Source organism: Microbacterium sp. NPDC089320, from assembly GCF_040684875.1.
In the GTDB taxonomy this organism is placed as follows: Bacteria; Actinomycetota; Actinomycetes; order Actinomycetales; family Microbacteriaceae; genus Microbacterium.
The window spans coordinates 552280-569474 of record NZ_JBFBGY010000002.1; the positions used below are offsets into that span (position 1 = coordinate 552280).

The window sequence follows — 17195 nt, forward strand, 5'->3', positions numbered from 1 at the left end:
TGTGAACCCGCGAGCGGCCAGGATCCGATCAGGCCTCGATGACGAGGGGGACGATCATCGGGCGACGACGGAGCTTCTGGTTGACCCAGCGCCCGATCGTGCGGCGGATGACCTGCGAGAGCGCGTGCGTGTCGCGCACACCATTGCCGGAGGCTTCCTTGAGCGCGGCGACGATCTTCGGCGTGACGTCGTCGAACACGGAGTCGTCCTCGGCGATGCCTCGCGCGTGGATCTCCGGACCCGAGATGATGCGTCCGGTCTGAGCGTCGACCACGACGATCACCGAGACGAAGCCCTCCTCCGACAGGATGCGACGGTCCTTGAGATCTGCGTCCGTGATCGCGCCGACAGTCGAGCCGTCCACATACACGAACCCGAGGTCGAGCTGACCTGCCACCCGGGCGTCGCCGTCCTTGAGATCGATGACGGTGCCGTTCGAGGCGATGATCGTGCGCTCCGCCTCGACACCGGTGTCCTGAGCCAGCTTGGCGTTGGCGATCAGATGGCGGTACTCGCCGTGCACGGGAAGCACGTTCTTCGGCTTGAGGATGTTGTAGCAGTAGATGAGCTCGCCCGCTGCCGCGTGGCCGGACACGTGCACCTTGGCGTTGGCCTTGTGCACGACGTTGGCGCCGAGCTTGGTGAGCCCGTCGATCACGCGGTACACGGCGTTCTCGTTGCCGGGGATCAGACTGGACGCGAGGATGACGGTGTCGCCCGGACCGGGTTCGATCGCATGGTCGAGATTCGCCATCCGGCTCAGCACGGCCATGGGCTCGCCCTGCGAGCCGGTCGACATGTAGACGATCTTGTCGTCGGGAAGGTCGCGAGCCTTCTTGTAGTCGATGAGAAGGCCGCTCGGCACCTTCAGGTATCCGAGGTCCTCGGCGATCGTCATGTTGCGCAGCATGCTGCGTCCGAGCAGCGCCACACGTCGTCCGTGCGCGTGCGCGGCATCCAGCACCTGCTGCACACGGTGGACATGACTGGAGAAGCTCGCGACGATGACGCGACGAGGGGCTTTTCCGATGACCTGATCGAGCACGGGGCCGATCGAGCGCTCGGTGGGTGTGAAACCGGGGACGTCGGCGTTCGTCGAGTCGACGAGGAACAGGTCGACCCCCTCTTCGCCGAGGCGCGCGAACGCCCGCAGGTCCGTGATGCGTCCGTCGAGCGGAAGCTGGTCCATCTTGAAGTCGCCGGTCGCGAGCACGAGGCCTGCCGGGGTGCGGATCGCCACGGCGAGGGCGTCCGGGATCGAGTGATTGACCGCGACGAACTCGAGATCGAACGGGCCGACCTGCTCCCGCTGGCCCTCCTTCACCGTGAGGGTGTAGGGCCTGATGCGGTGTTCCTTGAGCTTCGCCTCGACGAGCGCGAGCGTGAGACCCGACCCGATCACGGGGATGTCGCCCTTCAGGCGGAGCAGGTAGGGCACGGCACCGATGTGGTCTTCGTGCCCGTGGGTGAGGACCACTCCGACGATGTCGTCGAGACGGCCCTTGATCGGCTCGAAGTCCGGCAGGATCAGGTCGACGCCCGGCTGGTGCTCCTCGGGGAAGAGCACCCCGCAGTCGACGATCAGGATCTTGCCGTCGAACTCGAAGATGGTCATGTTGCGACCGATCTCGCCGAGTCCGCCGAGCGGAGTGACCCGCAGCGTCCCCTCGTCGAGAGCTGCGGGTTCTGCGAGCGGGATGGACATGCTGTCTCCTCAGTCGGACACTCCACGCGTCCGTTCGTTCATGGTGACGCGCCTCGGCGCGTGTGTTCTCAGCGGGTCGTGCCGTGCACCTTCGGCAGGGCGCCGCCTGCAGCCGCGTTGCGGTCGGGGCGGAAGTTGGAGAAGTCTGCTCCCGGGACGTCCTTCACGAGATCGAGCTCGTCCTCGATGAGAGCGGCCTCCCACTCTTCGGGACCCACCAGGGGCAGACGCACGCGAGGGCTCGAGATCCGGCCCAGGCCGTGCAGGATGTACTTCGCGGCGACGGTTCCCGGGACGTGGGTCATGACCGCGCGCACGAGTGGCTCGAGCCTTTTGTGCTCGGCCGTGGCGGTCGTGAGGTCCCCGCGGTTGACGGCGTCGATGATGGCGCGGTACGGCGCCGCCGCGACGTTGGCGGTCACACCGATCAGACCGGTCGCGCCGATCGCGAGATGCGGGAGGACGTTGGCGTCGTCGCCCGAGAAGTACATGAGGTCGGTCTGGTTCAGGACCCGGCTGACCTCGGAGAAGTCGCCCTTCGCGTCCTTCACGGCCAGGATGTTCGGGTGCTTCGCGAGGCGCAGGATGGTCTCGTACTTGATCGGCACGCCGGTGCGTCCAGGGATGTCGTAGAGGATCACCGGAAGGTCGGTCGCGTCGGCCACCAGCCGGAAATGCGTGAGGATTCCGGCCTGGGTCGGCTTGTTGTAATACGGCGTGACGATCATGATGCCGTCAGCCCCGGCCTTCTCACTGGCCTTGTACAGCTCGATCGCGTGAGCGGTCTCGTTGGATCCACCGCCCGTGATGATCTTGGCGCGGCCGGCTGAGACAGACTTGCCGATCTCGACGAGCTTGAGCTTCTCGGGGTCCGTCAGAGTCGAGGTCTCGCCCGTCGTTCCCGTCACGACGATTCCGTCAGCACCGGCGGTGATGACGTCATCGATGTGCTTCTCGACGGCTGGCCAATCGACTTCGCCATCGGCCGTCATCGGAGTGACGAGCGCGACGAGAACCTGTCCGAAGGGGTTGCCCGAGTGCGTCATGCCCCCAGCGTATCGGTTCGGATGCCCGTCACCCAGACGAGGCGGACGCATAGGCTCATCTTCATGGCATGGGTCACCCACGAATCGTCCACGGTGTATTCGAATCGCTGGATCGAGGTCCGGGAGGACCGGATCACCGGCCCCGGAGGCGACGGCATCTATGGTGTCGTGACCGTTCGGCATCCGGCGGTGTTCGTGGTCGCGATGGACGACGAGGACCGGGTCTGCCTGGTGACCCTCGAGCGCTACACGACAGGCCGATCCATCGAGGTGCCGGCGGGCGGCAGCGACGGCGAGGATCCGGTGATGGCCGCGCAACGCGAGCTTCTGGAGGAGACCGGGTTCGTCGCCGCGGAGTGGGTGCACCTCGGAACGATGAATGCTCTGAACGGCATCGCCGACGCTCCGGAGCACGTGTTCCTCGCGCGGGCGGTCACACATGCCGACGGGGCGCGGCACGCTCAGGCCGAGGAGGGCATCGACACCGTCACGTGGGTGCCCTTCGCCGACGTGCTCGCGATGATCGCCGATGGGCGCATCAGCGACGGCGAGACGATCGCTGCGATCACGTATGCGGGTATCCGCCTCGGCCGATTCCGTTGACCCTCGCGAGCGCGCGGATCTCGGCGGTCCCGGCCTCGGACGGTGTCGACGGAGGTCGTCAGACGCGGCCGCGACGTGCGATGCGGGATGTCAATGCGCTCGGCAACAGGCTCGCGACAGCGACGATCGCCTTGTAACGCAGAGACGGAATGGAGACGGCTCTGCCTCGCGCCGCGTCACGCAGCCCTTCTCGGACCACGCTCGGAGCGTCGAGCCACATGACTGCAGGAACGCCCTCGCGCCCCGGCTCGAGCCCCATCCGCTCGTGGAAGGTGGTGTGCGTGAAACCGGGACAGACGGCGGTCACCGTCACCCCGTCGCTCGCGTACTCGGAATTGGCCCAGCGGCTGAATCCGATCACCCAGCTCTTGCACGCAGAGTATGTGGAGCGTGAGATGAATCCGGCGACGGAAGCGACGTTGATGATCCGCCCGCCGCGACCGCGCATCGTCTGGAGCGCCGCATGCATCAGGCGCATCGATGCCTCCACGTGAACGCGCAGATGGCGCACCTCGTCATCGATGTCGTTGTCGGCGAACTGCAACGGGAGCCCGAAACCTGCGTTGTTGACGAGGAGGTCGACCGGATCGGAGTCATCACGCAGGCGGTCGGCGACGCGCTCGACGTCGCTCTCGACCGACAGGTCGGCTGAGATGACCTCGACGGCGATGCCGTATTCGCTGCGCAACTCGGCGGCCACGACCTCGAGATCGCTCTCGGAACGCGCCACGAGGATCAGATCGGCCCGGCGTCGGGCCAGCTGGCGCGCGAACTCGGCGCCGAGTCCGGCGCTCGCTCCCGTGATCAGGGCGGTGGGCATCAGCGCTCGTATCCGAGGAAGCGAAAGCGGATGCCGGAGCGTGACGTCTGCCACTCCCCTTCGTCGACGAGCCGCCATCCGGTCTTGGACGGCGCATATGCGTCGCCGGCCACCTCGATGTCAAGCTCGGTGACCTCGAGGCGGTCGGCGTCGGCGATCACGAGGCGGAAGATCTCGGCGCCGCCGATGATCCAGACCTTCTCGTGGCCGCGCACGGCATCCGTCACAGTCGCAGCGCGACGCGCGCCCTCGGCGGACCAGTCCTGCTGACGGGTTATGACGATGTTCTCGCGCCCGGGAAGCGGACGGAAGCGCTCGGGAAGCGAATCCCACGTCTTTCGTCCCATGATGACCGGAGCGCCGAGAGTGACTTCTTTGAAGTGGGCGAGGTCCTCGGGCACATTCCACGGCATGCCGCCCTCTGCGCCGATCACGCCGCCGTGCGCCTCGGCCCAGATCAGCCCGACCCAGGTCATACCGCGACCGCCGCCCTGATCGACGGGTGGTGCTGGTAGTCCTCGACGACGAAGTCGTCGTAGTCGTAGTCGAGGATCGACTCCGGCTTTCGAGAGAATCTCAGCGTCGGTGAGGGATACGGTTCGCGAGTGAGCTGCTCGTTCACCTGATCGAGGTGATTGTCGTAGATGTGGCAGTCACCGCCCGTCCAGACGAAGTCCCCCGGTTCGAGACCGACCTGCTGGGCCACCATCAGCGTCAGCAGGGCGTAGGACGCGATGTTGAACGGGACGCCGAGGAACAGGTCGGCGCTGCGCTGGTAGAGCTGACAGGAGAGCTTCCCGTCGGCGACGTAGAACTGGAACAGCGCGTGGCAGGGAGCGAGCGCCATGTCGGGGATGTCTGCCGGGTTCCACGCAGACACGATCAGTCGACGGGAATCGGGAGTCTGACGGATCTGCTCGATCACCTGCGAGAGCTGATCGATGCTGTCGCCATCCGGCGTGGGCCAGCTGCGCCATTGCACGCCGTATACGGGGCCGAGATCGCCGTCGGCATCCGCCCACTCGTCCCAGATCGTGACACCGTGATCCTGCAGCCACTTCACGTTCGAGTCGCCCCTGAGGAACCAGAGGAGCTCATAGGCGATCGACTTGAAGTGCACGCGCTTCGTCGTGATCAGCGGAAAGCCCTCGGAGAGGTCGAAGCGGATCTGCCGACCGAAGACGCTGGTGGTGCCCGTTCCCGTTCGATCCGACTTGTGAGTGCCGGACTCCAGCACGTCTCGGAGAAGGTCTTCGTACGGCGTCGGGACGGCTGCGCTCATGAGTGCCAGACTACCCGCCCTCGAGACACTTGAGTCGGATCGTCACGATGCGACATATCGGCCCCGAGGGTGGCGGACGGCCCGTATTCTCGACGCATGTCGCCCGCCGTCGCACTCCTCTTCGCCGCAGCGCTGCTCGTGCTCGCCGGCGCGATCGGCGTCGTGCTGCGTCTGCGCGACGGCCACCGCCGGGCGGGTGGCCACCTGAGGTTCGATCCGAGCGATGCCGGGCTGTCGCAGCTGGGTTCGGGCACGACACTGGTGCAGTTCAGCACCGAGATGTGCACGCGCTGCCCGCAGGTGCGACGGATGCTCCGGAGCTACGTCGCCGAGTCGAACGGTCTCGACCACATCGAGGTCGACCTGACTCATCGCCCCGACCTGTCGGCCAGGTACAAGGTGCTCCAGACACCGACGACGTTCGTGGTCGACGGCTCGGGCGCCGTCCGCGCGCGGTTCCACGGCGTACCCCATCGACACGCTCTGAACGAGGCACTGGCAGCGGTATGACGAGGACGGAACGCACATGACCACACCGGCCGGCATCGACCCCCGCGGGCCCCGATTCGCAGCGACGATAACGGCGGCGCTGCTGCTTGTCGCGACCTTCCTCGCGCTGATCGGCATCTCGACCGCCAGGACCTTCGGTTGGTTCGCCTACCAGCCGGTGGATTCCGCCGAGGTGGGTTCGGACACCTGGGCCGTCGCCTCCGCGACTCTCGCCCAGCGCGCGCTGGACCCGGGATTCCTCATGACGCTCGTGATCGCCCTCCTGTTCCTGTGGAGCGTCCTGTCTCCCGCGACAGCGCCATGGGGCGTGCTGTTCCGTCGGGTCATCCGTCCCAGGCTCGCGCCTCCGACCGAGCTCGAGGACCCACGCCCTCCGCGGTTCGCTCAGGGCGTCGGCCTCGTCGTCGTCTCGATCGGTCTCGTGCTGCACCTCGCCGGGGTGCCGTGGGCGCTGCCGATCGCGACCGCAGCCGCATTCATCGCGGCCTTCCTCAATGCGGCGTTCTCGTTCTGCCTCGGATGCCAGATCTACCTGCTGCTGCAACGAGCAGGCATCCTCGGTCGCGCGGCCTCGACCGTCTGAGCACAGTTCCGCCGCACGCCCCTGCTCGATAGGCTGGCCGGACACGCGACCCGCACCGAGCGGGGCGCGATACTACGGAGGAATCATGCCCGTCACCAGCGAAGCCACCACCACCTGGACCGGATCCCTCGCAGAGGGCTCGGGCACCGTCGCGTTCTCGTCGTCGAAGCTCGGCACCTTTCCGATCAACTGGAAGGCGCGCAGCGAGGGCAGCGACACCACCACGACACCCGAAGAGCTGATCGCGGCGGCTCACGCCTCGTGCTTCAGCATGGCGCTGTCACACGCGCTCTCCGAGAACGGGACGCCTCCGGAACGCATCAACACGAGCGCGTCGGTCACGTTCAAGCCCGGCGTGGGAATCAGCGGAAGCCACCTCAACGTCAACGCGACCGTTCCCGGACTCACCCCCGAGCAGTTCCAGTCGATCGCCGCCGAGGCGAAGGTCGGCTGCCCGGTGTCCCAGGCTCTGGCCGGCATCGAGATCACACTCGAGGCCACTCTCGCCTGAGGTCCCTCACCCGCGAGCGATGCGAATCGCCTCGCGGATGCTGGCGCGGGCATCCTTGCGGCGCCCGGCGGCGTCCTGGACGACGCCGAGGCGGTAGCGCGCGCGCCAGTCCGTCGGCGCCGCATCCGCCTCACCCGCGTACCTCGCGATGAGCGGGTCGGCGTCTGCGCGGGCGATACGGCCGCTGGGCGTGAGCTCGGACTCCGCCGCAGGCATCCCCCCTTCCGCATCGAGCTCCCGGCCGAGTCGATCCGCCGCGAATCCGAACTGCATCTCGCGAACGAGCGCCCACGCCCCGAGCGGGGCGAGCACGATCAGCGCGACGCCCATGCCGATCGACACCGCCGTGCCGACAGCGAAGAACATCACGGCCAACCACACGGCGACCGCCAAGTACACGAGCAGCGCAGCGGCCATGAGGCCCACGCCGATTCGCGACATCACGAGCGGATGCCGATGTCGATCATGCTCTCGAGCCCGACGATCACCCCGGTCGCCTGAGCGGCGAAGGGCACTGCGAGACGGATGCCGGGAGCATAAGCGAGTGCAGGATCGACCGTGTCATGCGTGAAGGTCAGGGACTCCCCCGGACCGGACAGGATGACCTCCTGTTTGGCGATGACGCCGGGACGTCGGAGCGAGTGGATCGGCACGCTGCCCACCTGCTGCCCACGCGCTCGCTGGTCGGCGTGAGGGGCACTGACGGGCCCCTGCTCGGCGCGAGCGGCGGCGATCAGCTCGGCCGTGCGCACGGCCGTGCCGCTCGGGGAATCGACCTTGGCTTCGTGGTGCGCCTCGATGATCTCGGCCGACCCGAAGAAAGGCGCGGCTGCGGCGGCCAGAGCTGAGCCGAGCACCGACCCCAGTGAGAAGTTCGGGATGAAGACGGCGCCGGTGCCCGCATTCTCCACGAGTGGACGAACCAGCGCGATGCGCTCTGCGGACCATCCTGACGTGGCGACGAGGATGTTGATCTGACGCTCGACCGCGGCGCGCACGACGTCGACGCTCACCTGAGGGGTGGTGGCATCGATCACGAGATCGGCGCCGTCGAGATCCGCGAGGTCGCTGCGAGACGTCAGCACGCGCTTCACCTCGAAGCCTTCGAGCCCATCGATCACCGCACCGATGATCGATCCGAGCTTCCCGGTTCCGCCGACGAGTGCTACCTGGGTGGTCATGCGTTCAGTCTATTTCTCGGCATCGCGCCGTCTGGCGCGGCGGGCCGGGGTCTCGGGAATCAGACGGGCATCGAATCGGGGATGCCCGTGCGCAGCTCGACCGGAAGGTGCCCGGTGTCGTTGTGCGTGAGCAGCGTCCACGGACGGCCCTGCTTCTGAGCGATGACGGTGAGCCCGCAGTGCGCCTGGTTCAGGGTCATCCACCGCCACTCCGGGGCGCCGAGGACCTCGCGCACGAACCAGGAGATCACGAAGTTGTGGGTGATGAGCACCTCATGCACATCCCCCGGCTTGCGCACCAGGAACTCGTTGACCGCGTCGAACATCTGCGCACGCCCCGCATCGAGCTCCGCCTCGGTGACCGAGCCGAAGAACGGTTCGTAAGCGGCCGGGGTCTCGTCCGTCATGCCCGTGGGCACGCAGTCGAACAGCAGTGCGGTCGGCTCGGGGTCGACCGACGGAAGTCGCTCCGCGATCGCGCGAGCCGTCTCGTTCGCGCGCAGGAGCGGAGAGTGCCAGACGGCATCGAGCGGCAGTCCTCCGAGACGGTCGGCGATGAGCTCGGCCTGACGCTGGCCGCGCGGCGACAGGGGTCCGTCGGCGAGACCGTGTTCGGCGTCCTGATGTTCACCGTGTCTGACCAGATATATGTAATGCGTCACAAACTCGCTCGCTTCATCGACAGCGTTTGCCGGGATTCACTCCACCCTATGCCAGGTCTATGACAGAGGCGTTACGACGCTCAGTTGCCGGCGCGTGTGAGCTCGGTGACCTGAGCGCGCGACAGCGTGACGCCGGCCCCCTGCATCAGCTCGTCGACGTGGTCGGTCGCGAACGTGTTGACGATCGGCGCTGCGACGGTCCGCTGAGCGAGCAGCCACGCGATGGACACCGCCGCCACCGGCACTTCGAGCTCGGTGGCGACCTGGTCGAGAGCACGGAGGATCTTCGTGCCACGCCTGTTCAGGTGACCGCGCAACTGCTCTCCGCGTACGCCGCGCAACATCAGCGCCTTGCTGCGGTGCCGCCCCGACAGGAAGCCGTGCTCGAGGGCGTGGGAGGGCGTCACCGCGAGGCTCTGCGCACCCGCGACGAGGCGAAGATCACCTTCGAACGGCTGGCGACGCACGAGGTTGTACGGCGAATCGATGACCTCGATGCGCGGGTACCCGGCCGAGGCGAGGATGCGCGCTTCCACGAGCCGCTCAGGCGCGAAACCGAAAGCTCCGAGGGCGCCTATCTTGCCGGCGTCGACCATCCATTCGACGGTCGCGAGAGTGTCTTCGAGATTGGTCGTGCGGTCGAGCGTGGCATCGAGGTACAGCACGTCGATGCGCTCGACGCCGAGTCTCGTGAGCGACCCCTCGACCGCGCGCACGAGGTTCACCGAACCGAGGCCCGGATTGTCTGCGTGCGCGCCGACCCGCACACTCAGCAGGGCACGTTCCCGTTGCCCGCGGGACTGCAACCACTGACCGATGATGTGCTCGCTGCGGCCGCCGGAGAATCCGTCTGCCGTGTGGATCGCGTTGCCGCCGAACTCCACATAGCGGTCGAGAATCGCGTGGCTCGTCTCGAGATCGACGTTCCAGCCGAACTCCGCCGCGCCGAGCATGAGCGGGAACGTCTCGAGTCCGGTCTCACCGAGAGCGACGCGGATGCTCTCCCCTACTCCGGGACCGATGATCGGAATGGGGGCGGACGGGTGCTCTGCTGCGCCCTGCTGTGCGCTCTCAGCCGACGCTCCTGCGCCTACGCTGAACAACCGCATATCCTCACCCCCGCGTCGATCGGTGCGTACCGACGGCTGCGTCATCACCTGAAATGCACCCCCCGGTACGTACTTCGAGAGTAGGCGAGATCTGCGAACTCCCCGACCAATACGGGGAACGGTGCAAGAACTTCCTGTAACGGTTTGATCACGTCGGATACGACGAAGCCCGGGTTGTCCGTGAGGACAGACCCGGGCTTCGTGTCGAAGCGCTGGCGATTACTCGGCTGCGGCCTCTTCAGCAGGAGCGGACTCCGCTGCCGGAGCGTCGTCGAGCACGGGCTCGAGCGACAGCTTGCCGCGGTCGTCGATCTTCGTGATCTTCACGAGGATCTTCTGGCCGACCGACAGCACGTCATCGACGTTCTCCACACGCTTGCCACCGGCGAGCTTGCGCACCTCGGTGACGTGCAGCAGTCCGTCCTTGCCCGGGAGCAGGGAGACGAACGCACCGAACGTCGCGATCTTCACGACGGTTCCGAGGAACTGCTCGCCCACCTCGGGGTTGGTCGGGTTGGCGATCGCGTTGACCTGCGCACGGGCGGCCTCGGCCGAGGGTCCGTCGGTCGCGCCGATGTAGACGGTGCCGTCCTCCTCGATGGAGATCTGCGCGCCGGTCTCGTCCTGGATCGCGTTGATCGTCTTGCCCTTCGGGCCGATCAGCTCGCCGATCTTGTCGACCGGGATCTGCACGCTGATGACGCGAGGCGCGGTCGGCGCCATCTCGTCGGGAGCGTCGATCGCGGCGTTCAGGACGTTGAGGATGGTCAGACGCGCATCGCGGGCCTGGGTCAGCGCTCCGGCGAGCACCGACGACGGGATGCCGTCGAGCTTCGTGTCGAGCTGGATCGCCGTGACGAACTCGCTGGTGCCCGCGACCTTGAAGTCCATGTCGCCCAGGGCGTCCTCGGCGCCGAGGATGTCGGTGAGCGCCGCATAGCGGGTCTCACCGTCGACCTCATCGGAGACGAGTCCCATCGCGATGCCGGCGACGGCTGCGCGCAGCGGCACACCCGCGTTCAGCAGCGACAGGGTCGACGCGCAGACGGAGCCCATCGACGTCGAGCCGTTGGAGCTCAGCGCCTCGGAGACCTGACGGATCGCGTACGGGAACTCCTCGCGGCTCGGCAGCACCGGCACGAGGGCGCGCTCGGCGAGGAAGCCGTGCCCGATCTCGCGACGCTTCGGCGAACCGACACGGCCGGTCTCACCGGTCGAGTAGGGCGGGAAGTTGTAGTGGTGCATGTAGCGCTTGCTCGTGGTCGGCGACAGCGAGTCGATCTGCTGCTCCATCTTGAGCATGTTCAGCGTGGTGACGCCCATGATCTGGGTCTCGCCGCGCTGGAAGATCGCCGAGCCGTGCACGCGCGGGATGACCTGCACCTCTGCATCGAGCGGACGGATGTCGGCCAGACCGCGACCGTCCATGCGAACGCTCTCGGTGAGGATGCGGCCGCGCACGATCTTCTTCGTGACCGACTTGTACGCCGCGGAGAACTCGAGCGGCGCAGCCGCGGGCAGCTCGCCCGCCTCGGTGGCGGCGATGAGCTCGGCCTTGACGCGGTCCTTGACGACGTCATCGGCCGCCTGGCGCTCCTGCTTGTCAGCGATCTGGTAGACGTCGCCGAGGTCGGAGTACGCGCGCTCGGCGACGAAGTCGTAGACCTCGTCCTGGTACGGCGGGAAGACCGGGTACACGCCCGGCTCCTTCGATGCGGTCGCAGCGAGCTCGGCCTGAGCCTTGACGAGCTGCGCGATGAAGGGCTTCGACGCCTCGAGACCCTGCGCGACGATGGTCTCGTCGGGCTTGGTGGCGCCGGCCTTGATGAGGTTCCAGCTGCCCTCGGTGGCCTCAGCCTCGACCATCATGATCGCGACGTCCTCGGAGCCGTCGGACTTCGTGACGAGGCGACCCGCGACGATCAGGTCGAACACGGCCTCGCTGACCTGCTCGGCCGTCGGGAACGCGACCCACTGGTCCGCGTGCTCTCCGTGGCCGGGGATGAACGCGAGGCGCACACCGGCGACGGGGCCCGAGAACGGGAGGCCGGAGATCTGGGTCGATGCGGAAGCCGCGTTGATCGCGAGCGCGTCGTAGAACTCGCCCGGAGCGATCGAGAGGACGGTGATGACGATCTGGACCTCGTTGCGCAGGCCGTCGACGAACGACGGACGAAGCGGACGGTCGATCAGACGGCAGACGAGGATCGCCTCGGTGGAGGGACGGCCCTCGCGACGGAAGAACGAACCGGGGATCTTGCCTGCTGCGTACGAACGCTCTTCGACGTCGACCGTGAGCGGGAAGAAGTCGAAGCCCTCGCGCGGGTGCTTTCCTGCGCTGGTGGCCGAGAGGAGCATGGTCTCGCCGTCGAGGTACGCGGCGACTGCGCCCTGAGCCTGCTGCGCGAGGCGGCCGGTCTCGAAGCGGATGGTGCGGGTGCCGAAGCGGCCGTTGTCGAGAACGGCCTCGGTGGCGGTGATTTCAGGACCTTCCAAGAGGTCTCTCCTTCTTTGTTTAGACTCGCGAGTCCGTGTGACGCGCGAGCGCATTCATGAAGGAGCGGAATCAGCCGGATATGGGCGCGCGGGCATCCCCGCGAATCTCACCTGCGCTGGCCACCAGTAGAAAGCCACCCGACGTCGCGCCGAGGAACCCACCACAGGGGACCAGCTCTCCGCCGATCGCTCCATGAGTCGATATGAAGTTGTGCGGTCGACACACGCCGACCTCCTCCAGCCTATCAGCGCGGCAATGAAAGTCCGCGGTATCGGTCTGAGGCGGGTTCCAGTCAGTGCACGCTGACGTCACGCGGAGCGCTCGACCGTCCGAGATAGACGTACTCGTCGTGCTTGGCGACGCGGCCATCGCCGGCCGCCCGGCCGTGCAGTCGTCGCCACACCCAGGGCAGCGCATGCCGGCGCCACCAGAGTCCCGCCCCGATCGGCTCGTTCTCATGCAGCACCGCGTCGAGCGCCCCGAGCGCGTCGGCGTGCGGCACGTCGAGCACCTCGCCCACCCGATACGCGAGGAATCGGTGGCCGCGACTGCTGAGGTGCACGAGGTCCTCACCCCAGTTCGGGCGATCGGGAAGCGAGGGGTAGAGGTCGGTGTCGATGAGAACAGCGCCGGTACGCGCGGCGATGCCCGACAGGGCTGTCGCGAATGCGGCGAACCTCCTGGCATAGATCGCCGCCGCCCTCCGACGGGGCAGGAAAGGCGTGACGAGCACCACGTCGGCCCCGGTGCTGCGAAGCCGTGCGACCGCGCCCTCCAGCTCCGCGGCGAGCGCCGGCACGTCGACCGTGGACTTCACCAGATCGTTGGCGCCGACGAGGATCGACACCAGATCCGGCTGCAGTTCGAGTGCTCGCGCGAGCTGGCCGCCGCAGACATCGCGCACGCGCTTCGATCTGACGGCCAGGTTCGCGTATCGGAGCCCTCCGCGCGCGGCCAGCAGCAGTGCGAGTCGGTCCGCCCATCCGCGAAGCGCGCCATCCGGTCCCGGGTCGCACAGGCCCTCCGTGAGGGAGTCTCCCAGCGCGACGTAGCGCCGCCAGGTGCGCGGCACGGCGGGGGCACCGGGATCCGGTCGCATCTGGCGCCGGGCGCGCAGCCCCGTGTCGACCGTGCGCAGCTCTCGCGCCTCGTCGTAATGGCCCATCAGCTGCGCGCAGACATTCGCCCAGCTGCGGCCCTGCACGGCGTCGCGCCCTGCTTCGCCGAATGCGCGGCGCTTGCGCGCGTCCCCGGCGAGGTCGGCCACGCGCATGCGCAGGTCTTCGAGGTCGCCAGGGCGATAGAGCCATCCGTCCATCCCCATCCGCACGAGACCGAGCGGACCGCCGCGACCGGTGGCGACGACGGGCACCCCGCTCGCGTGAGCCTCCTGCAGCGTCTGCCCGAAGGTCTCGCTCTCTCCCGGGTGGACGAACACGTCGAAGGATGCCATCGCTGCTGCGAGAGCATCGCCTTCCAGGTGTCCGAGGAAGCGGGCTCCCGGCATCAGCACCTCGAGTCGAGGCCTGCTCGGTCCGTCCCCGACGATCACGAGGCGCGCACCGGGGATCGTCTGCAGGACTGCCAGATCTTCGACCTGCTTCTCCGGTGCCAGTCGGCCCACATAGCCGATCACGACCTCGCTCCCCCACTCCGCGCGCAGCGCCGTGCTCCGACGGACGGGCTGGAACCGCTCGGCATCCACCCCTCTCCCCCACTGGCGGATACGATCCACGCCGAGCTCGGCGAGCTGCTGGGCGGAATCGGGCGACGGTGCGAGTGTGATGGTGGCCCGACGGTGAAGTCTCGCGATGTGCGATTCTGCGATGCCCGTCGCGATCGGGATGCGGTATCTCTGCGTGTACGCCGCGACATCGGTCTGATAAGCGGCGACGGCGGCGACCCCGATGTGCTCTGCGGCGAGCGCCCCGCGCCAGCCGAGGGCGAAGGGCGACGCCAGGTGGACCACATCGGGTTCGAAGCGTCGCAGCGATGCCGCGATGTGGCGCGCGGGCGGGGTTCCCACGCGTACGCTGCGGTAGCCGGGCAGCGCGAGGCTGGGGACCGCTTCGACCGCGGCTCCGTGCACCTCCCCGGGAATGCCGACCCCGTCGGGCGCGATCACGTGCGCGTCGTGGCCGGCACGTTCGAGGTGGCTGAGGATCTGCAGCACGGATCCGGTGACACCGTTCATGTGGGGAAGGAAGGACTCTGTCACGATCGCGACTCTCACGACCTCAGGATGCAGCCCCCGGCTCTTCAGGGACGCACGATCAGGGCGTGAGCACCAGAAGTTCACCGGATGCTGGACGGCTCTTCACCGGCTATCCCGCCGTCGGTTCCCGTTCACCTCCGCCGACCACTGTGGGAGCGTGTCCGTCGATCTGCTCACCGGCCCCTGGGCCCTGCTCATCATGAGCCTGCTGGTTCTCGGCGACGCGTTCTTCGTCGTCGTGCCCGGCGAGGTCGCCGTGACCGCTCTGGGAGCTGTCGCGTCGACAAGCGGCGATCCTCCGCTGTGGACCGTCATCGCGTGTGCGGGCGCCGCCGCTGCTGTCGGAGATGCCGCCTGCTATGTCATCGGTCGTACCGTCGGCCTCGAGCGCTGGCGCTGGATGCGCGCGCCGAGGATACGCCAGGCGCTGGACGCGGCACGGGTCCGCCTGGAGGCCGGGACGGCAACGGTTCTCTTCACCGCCCGGTTCGTGCCGTTCGCGCGCCTGGCGATCAATCTCGTCGCCGGAGCGTCGAGGATCCATCCGGTCCGCTACCTGCCGCTGGTGAGCGTGGCGGCGTTCGGCTGGGCCGCCTACCAGGCATCGGTCGGCGCGATCGTCGCCGTCCTCGTGCCGGGTGGGCCGGTCATCGGGATCCTCGTGTCGATCGCGGTCGCCGTCGCACTCGGCGTCGTCATCGACACCGCGTCGCGTCGGTTTCGCAGGTGAACCCCCCGCCGCTGTGACGCGTGTCATAAGCTGGCGGGCATGAGCACCGAAGAAGGCGCCTCCTCCAGCGAGGAGATGAAGCGCAAGTTCAAGGAAGCGCTCGAGAAGAAGAACGCGCACCACCGGCAGGGCGAGGCCCACCTCGATGGCGACTCCGCCGTCCACGGCGCGGCCGCCCCGCAGACGCGGCGCGAGTTCCGACGCAAGAGCGGTTGACCACATGGATGCGGGAGCCGACGACAGTCGACTCCCGCATCCTCCTCCGGGGTTGCTTCTCAGTTCCCTGCCGCCCGAGCCCGCGCGCGCTCCTGCTTCGCCGCCATCTCGTCGAGTGCGGATTCCTTGAGACCTTGGATGTCGACCGCCGTGCGCTCGTCCCCCATCCCGTGGTCGTCGATTCCGTCGAGCGACGACTCCTCGAAGGGAACCGCGCCACTCAGCACCTGCTGCACACGGTCGCGATCGATCTGGTGCGTCCAGGTGCCGATGAGCAGAGTCGCGACAGCGTTTCCGGTGAAGTTGGTCAGGGCGCGGCCCTCCGACATGAACCGGTCGATGCCCACGATCACCCCGACGCCGTCGACCAGGTCGGGGCGGTACGCCTGCAGCCCGCCGGCGAGCGTGGCGAGTCCGGCTCCGGTGACTCCGGCAGCCCCCTTGCTGGCGATGATCATGAACACCAGCAGGCCGATCTGCTCGCCGATCGTCATCGGCTGCCCCATACCCGTGGCGATGAAGAGCGAGGCCATCGTGAGGTAGATCGCCGTGCCGTCGAGGTTGAAGGAGTATCCCGTGGGGACGGTGATGCCGACCACCGGCTTCGAGACCCCGATGTGCTCCATCTTCGCGATCAGACGCGGCAGAGCGGATTCGGACGACGAGGTGCCGACGATCAGCAGGTACTCACGGGCGAGGTACTTCACCAGGCTGAAGATGTTCACGCGGGTGACGGCGAAGAGCAGAGTTCCGAGCACGACCACGATGAACAGGATGCACGTGATGTAGAACGCGACCATCAGCACGCCGAGACTCCAGATGGCGGCGACGCCCGTCTTGCCGACCACGGCCGCGATCGCTCCGAACGCGCCGAGCGGCGCCAGCCACAGGATCATGCCGAGGATGCGGAACACGAGCTTCTGCAGGTTCTTGACCGCATCCATGATCGGGGCGCCCTTCTCCCCGAGCCCTTGCAGCGCGAAGCCGACGAGCAGCGCGATGAACAGCACCTGCAACACGCTCTCGCCGGTGAAGGCGGAGAAGAACGTCGTCGGGATGATGCCGAGGATGAACTCCGTCGTGGTCTTCGCCTCGGTCTCCGTCGCGTCGTAGCTGGAGTTCGCCATGTCGAGGCCCGCGCCCGGGTGGATGATGTTGCCGACCACCAGACCGATCGCGAGCGCGAACGTCGACATCACCATGAAGTAGAGCAGTGCGAGTCCGCCGATCTTGCCGACGGTGGCAGCCTTCGCGATCGACCCAACGCCCACCACGATCGTGCAGAAGATGATCGGCGCGATCATCATCTTGATGAGCGAGACGAAGCCCTTTCCGATCGGTTCGAGGCTCTGCCCGACCTCGGGCCAGATGAGGCCGACCGCGGCTCCGAGCACGACGGCGATGATCACCGACACGTACAGCCACGTGTGCCTGTCCCAGGCCTGCTTGCCGCGCCGCCAGTGAAACCCGGGAAGCGAGAACCCTGTGGTGATGGCCATGTTTTCCTCCTTGATCATGAACGTCG

At 67.4% G+C, this 17195-nt stretch carries 18 protein-coding genes; 6 read left to right on the forward strand and 12 right to left on the reverse strand.

All coding sequences use genetic code 11. The features are described from left to right. Positions 1–28 precede the first annotated feature (28 nt). Together AB0N61_RS07265 and dapA are read right to left on the reverse strand one after the other, a co-directional pair. On the reverse strand, positions 29–1705 hold the full coding sequence (locus tag AB0N61_RS07265) for a ribonuclease J (protein WP_167944553.1): 1677 nt from the start codon (positions 1703–1705) through the stop codon (positions 29–31). 68 nt (positions 1706–1773) lie between these two features. Next, positions 1774–2751 carry a 4-hydroxy-tetrahydrodipicolinate synthase gene (gene dapA, locus AB0N61_RS07270; RefSeq protein WP_167944555.1) on the reverse strand — a complete coding sequence of 326 codons (978 nt, stop codon included), beginning with the start codon at positions 2749–2751 and terminating at the stop codon, positions 1774–1776. Between the two features lie 63 nt (positions 2752–2814). Between dapA and AB0N61_RS07275 the strand changes: the two genes are divergently transcribed. Beyond that, on the forward strand, positions 2815–3354 hold the full coding sequence (locus AB0N61_RS07275) for an NUDIX hydrolase (protein WP_167944557.1): 540 nt from the start codon (positions 2815–2817) through the stop codon (positions 3352–3354). 58 nt (positions 3355–3412) lie between these two features. Here AB0N61_RS07275 and AB0N61_RS07280 read toward each other — a convergent pair whose 3' ends face one another. The 3 genes from AB0N61_RS07280 to AB0N61_RS07290 are packed head-to-tail and all read right to left on the reverse strand — an operon-like array spanning position 3413 to position 5456. Next, positions 3413–4174: an SDR family oxidoreductase gene (locus AB0N61_RS07280; protein ID WP_167944559.1), complete on the reverse strand. Its 762-nt coding sequence runs from the start codon at positions 4172–4174 to the stop codon at positions 3413–3415. Further along, positions 4174–4650 carry a dihydrofolate reductase gene (locus AB0N61_RS07285; protein WP_363362772.1) on the reverse strand — a complete coding sequence of 159 codons (477 nt, stop codon included), beginning with the start codon at positions 4648–4650 and terminating at the stop codon, positions 4174–4176. The genes AB0N61_RS07280 and AB0N61_RS07285 overlap by 1 nt, the downstream gene beginning before the upstream one ends. Next, entirely contained in the window at positions 4647–5456 is an 810-nt protein-coding gene (locus AB0N61_RS07290; protein WP_167944563.1) for a thymidylate synthase, read from the reverse strand. Before AB0N61_RS07290 ends, AB0N61_RS07285 begins: the two co-directional genes overlap by 4 nt. Before the next feature lie 96 nt (positions 5457–5552). Between AB0N61_RS07290 and AB0N61_RS07295 the strand changes: the two genes are divergently transcribed. From AB0N61_RS07295 to AB0N61_RS07305, 3 genes are all read left to right on the forward strand, one after another. Continuing rightward, on the forward strand, positions 5553–5966 hold the full coding sequence (locus AB0N61_RS07295) for a thioredoxin family protein (protein ID WP_363362774.1): 414 nt from the start codon (positions 5553–5555) through the stop codon (positions 5964–5966). Positions 5967–5982: 16 nt separating this feature from the next. Further along, on the forward strand, positions 5983–6549 hold the full coding sequence (locus tag AB0N61_RS07300; protein WP_363362776.1) for a DUF4395 domain-containing protein: 567 nt from the start codon (positions 5983–5985) through the stop codon (positions 6547–6549). Between the two features lie 85 nt (positions 6550–6634). Beyond that, positions 6635–7060 carry an OsmC family peroxiredoxin gene (locus AB0N61_RS07305; RefSeq protein WP_167944570.1) on the forward strand — a complete coding sequence of 142 codons (426 nt, stop codon included), beginning with the start codon at positions 6635–6637 and terminating at the stop codon, positions 7058–7060. Between the two features lie 6 nt (positions 7061–7066). Here the strand turns inward: AB0N61_RS07305 and AB0N61_RS07310 are convergent, their stop codons facing one another. The 6 genes from AB0N61_RS07310 to AB0N61_RS07335 form a co-directional block, all read right to left on the reverse strand. Next, the gene (locus tag AB0N61_RS07310) at positions 7067–7501 is read right to left on the reverse strand and encodes a hypothetical protein (protein WP_167945188.1); all 435 of its coding nucleotides are present in this window, start codon (positions 7499–7501) and stop codon (positions 7067–7069) included. Then, a complete protein-coding gene (dapB, locus tag AB0N61_RS07315; protein ID WP_167944572.1) occupies positions 7501–8241 on the reverse strand; it encodes a 4-hydroxy-tetrahydrodipicolinate reductase in 741 nt (246 codons plus the stop codon). Before dapB ends, AB0N61_RS07310 begins: the two co-directional genes overlap by 1 nt. Before the next feature lie 59 nt (positions 8242–8300). Then, positions 8301–8903 (reverse strand): histidine phosphatase family protein, encoded by a 603-nt coding sequence (locus AB0N61_RS07320; RefSeq protein WP_167944574.1) that lies wholly within the window; start codon positions 8901–8903, stop codon positions 8301–8303. An 80-nt stretch (positions 8904–8983) separates the two neighbouring features. After that, entirely contained in the window at positions 8984–10012 is a 1029-nt protein-coding gene (locus tag AB0N61_RS07325) for an aldo/keto reductase (protein WP_363362779.1), read from the reverse strand. A 219-nt stretch (positions 10013–10231) separates the two neighbouring features. Further along, positions 10232–12508: a polyribonucleotide nucleotidyltransferase gene (locus AB0N61_RS07330; RefSeq protein ID WP_363362780.1), complete on the reverse strand. Its 2277-nt coding sequence runs from the start codon at positions 12506–12508 to the stop codon at positions 10232–10234. 293 nt (positions 12509–12801) lie between these two features. Further along, complete coding sequence (locus AB0N61_RS07335) at positions 12802–14727, reverse strand: GDSL-type esterase/lipase family protein (RefSeq protein ID WP_363362782.1); 1926 nt, start codon at positions 14725–14727, stop codon at positions 12802–12804. A gap of 154 nt (positions 14728–14881) precedes the next feature. Here AB0N61_RS07335 and AB0N61_RS07340 point away from each other — a divergent pair, with 154 nt between their 5' ends. Both AB0N61_RS07340 and AB0N61_RS07345 read left to right on the forward strand, forming a co-directional pair. Then, on the forward strand, positions 14882–15454 hold the full coding sequence (locus AB0N61_RS07340) for a VTT domain-containing protein (protein ID WP_363362784.1): 573 nt from the start codon (positions 14882–14884) through the stop codon (positions 15452–15454). A 39-nt stretch (positions 15455–15493) separates the two neighbouring features. Next, the gene (locus AB0N61_RS07345; protein WP_017203061.1) at positions 15494–15670 is read left to right on the forward strand and encodes a DUF5302 domain-containing protein; all 177 of its coding nucleotides are present in this window, start codon (positions 15494–15496) and stop codon (positions 15668–15670) included. A gap of 59 nt (positions 15671–15729) precedes the next feature. On the opposite strand, the gene AB0N61_RS07350 is transcribed toward AB0N61_RS07345, so the two are convergent. Then, positions 15730–17169: a cation:dicarboxylase symporter family transporter gene (locus tag AB0N61_RS07350; protein WP_363362786.1), complete on the reverse strand. Its 1440-nt coding sequence runs from the start codon at positions 17167–17169 to the stop codon at positions 15730–15732. Positions 17170–17195: the final 26 nt, after the last annotated feature.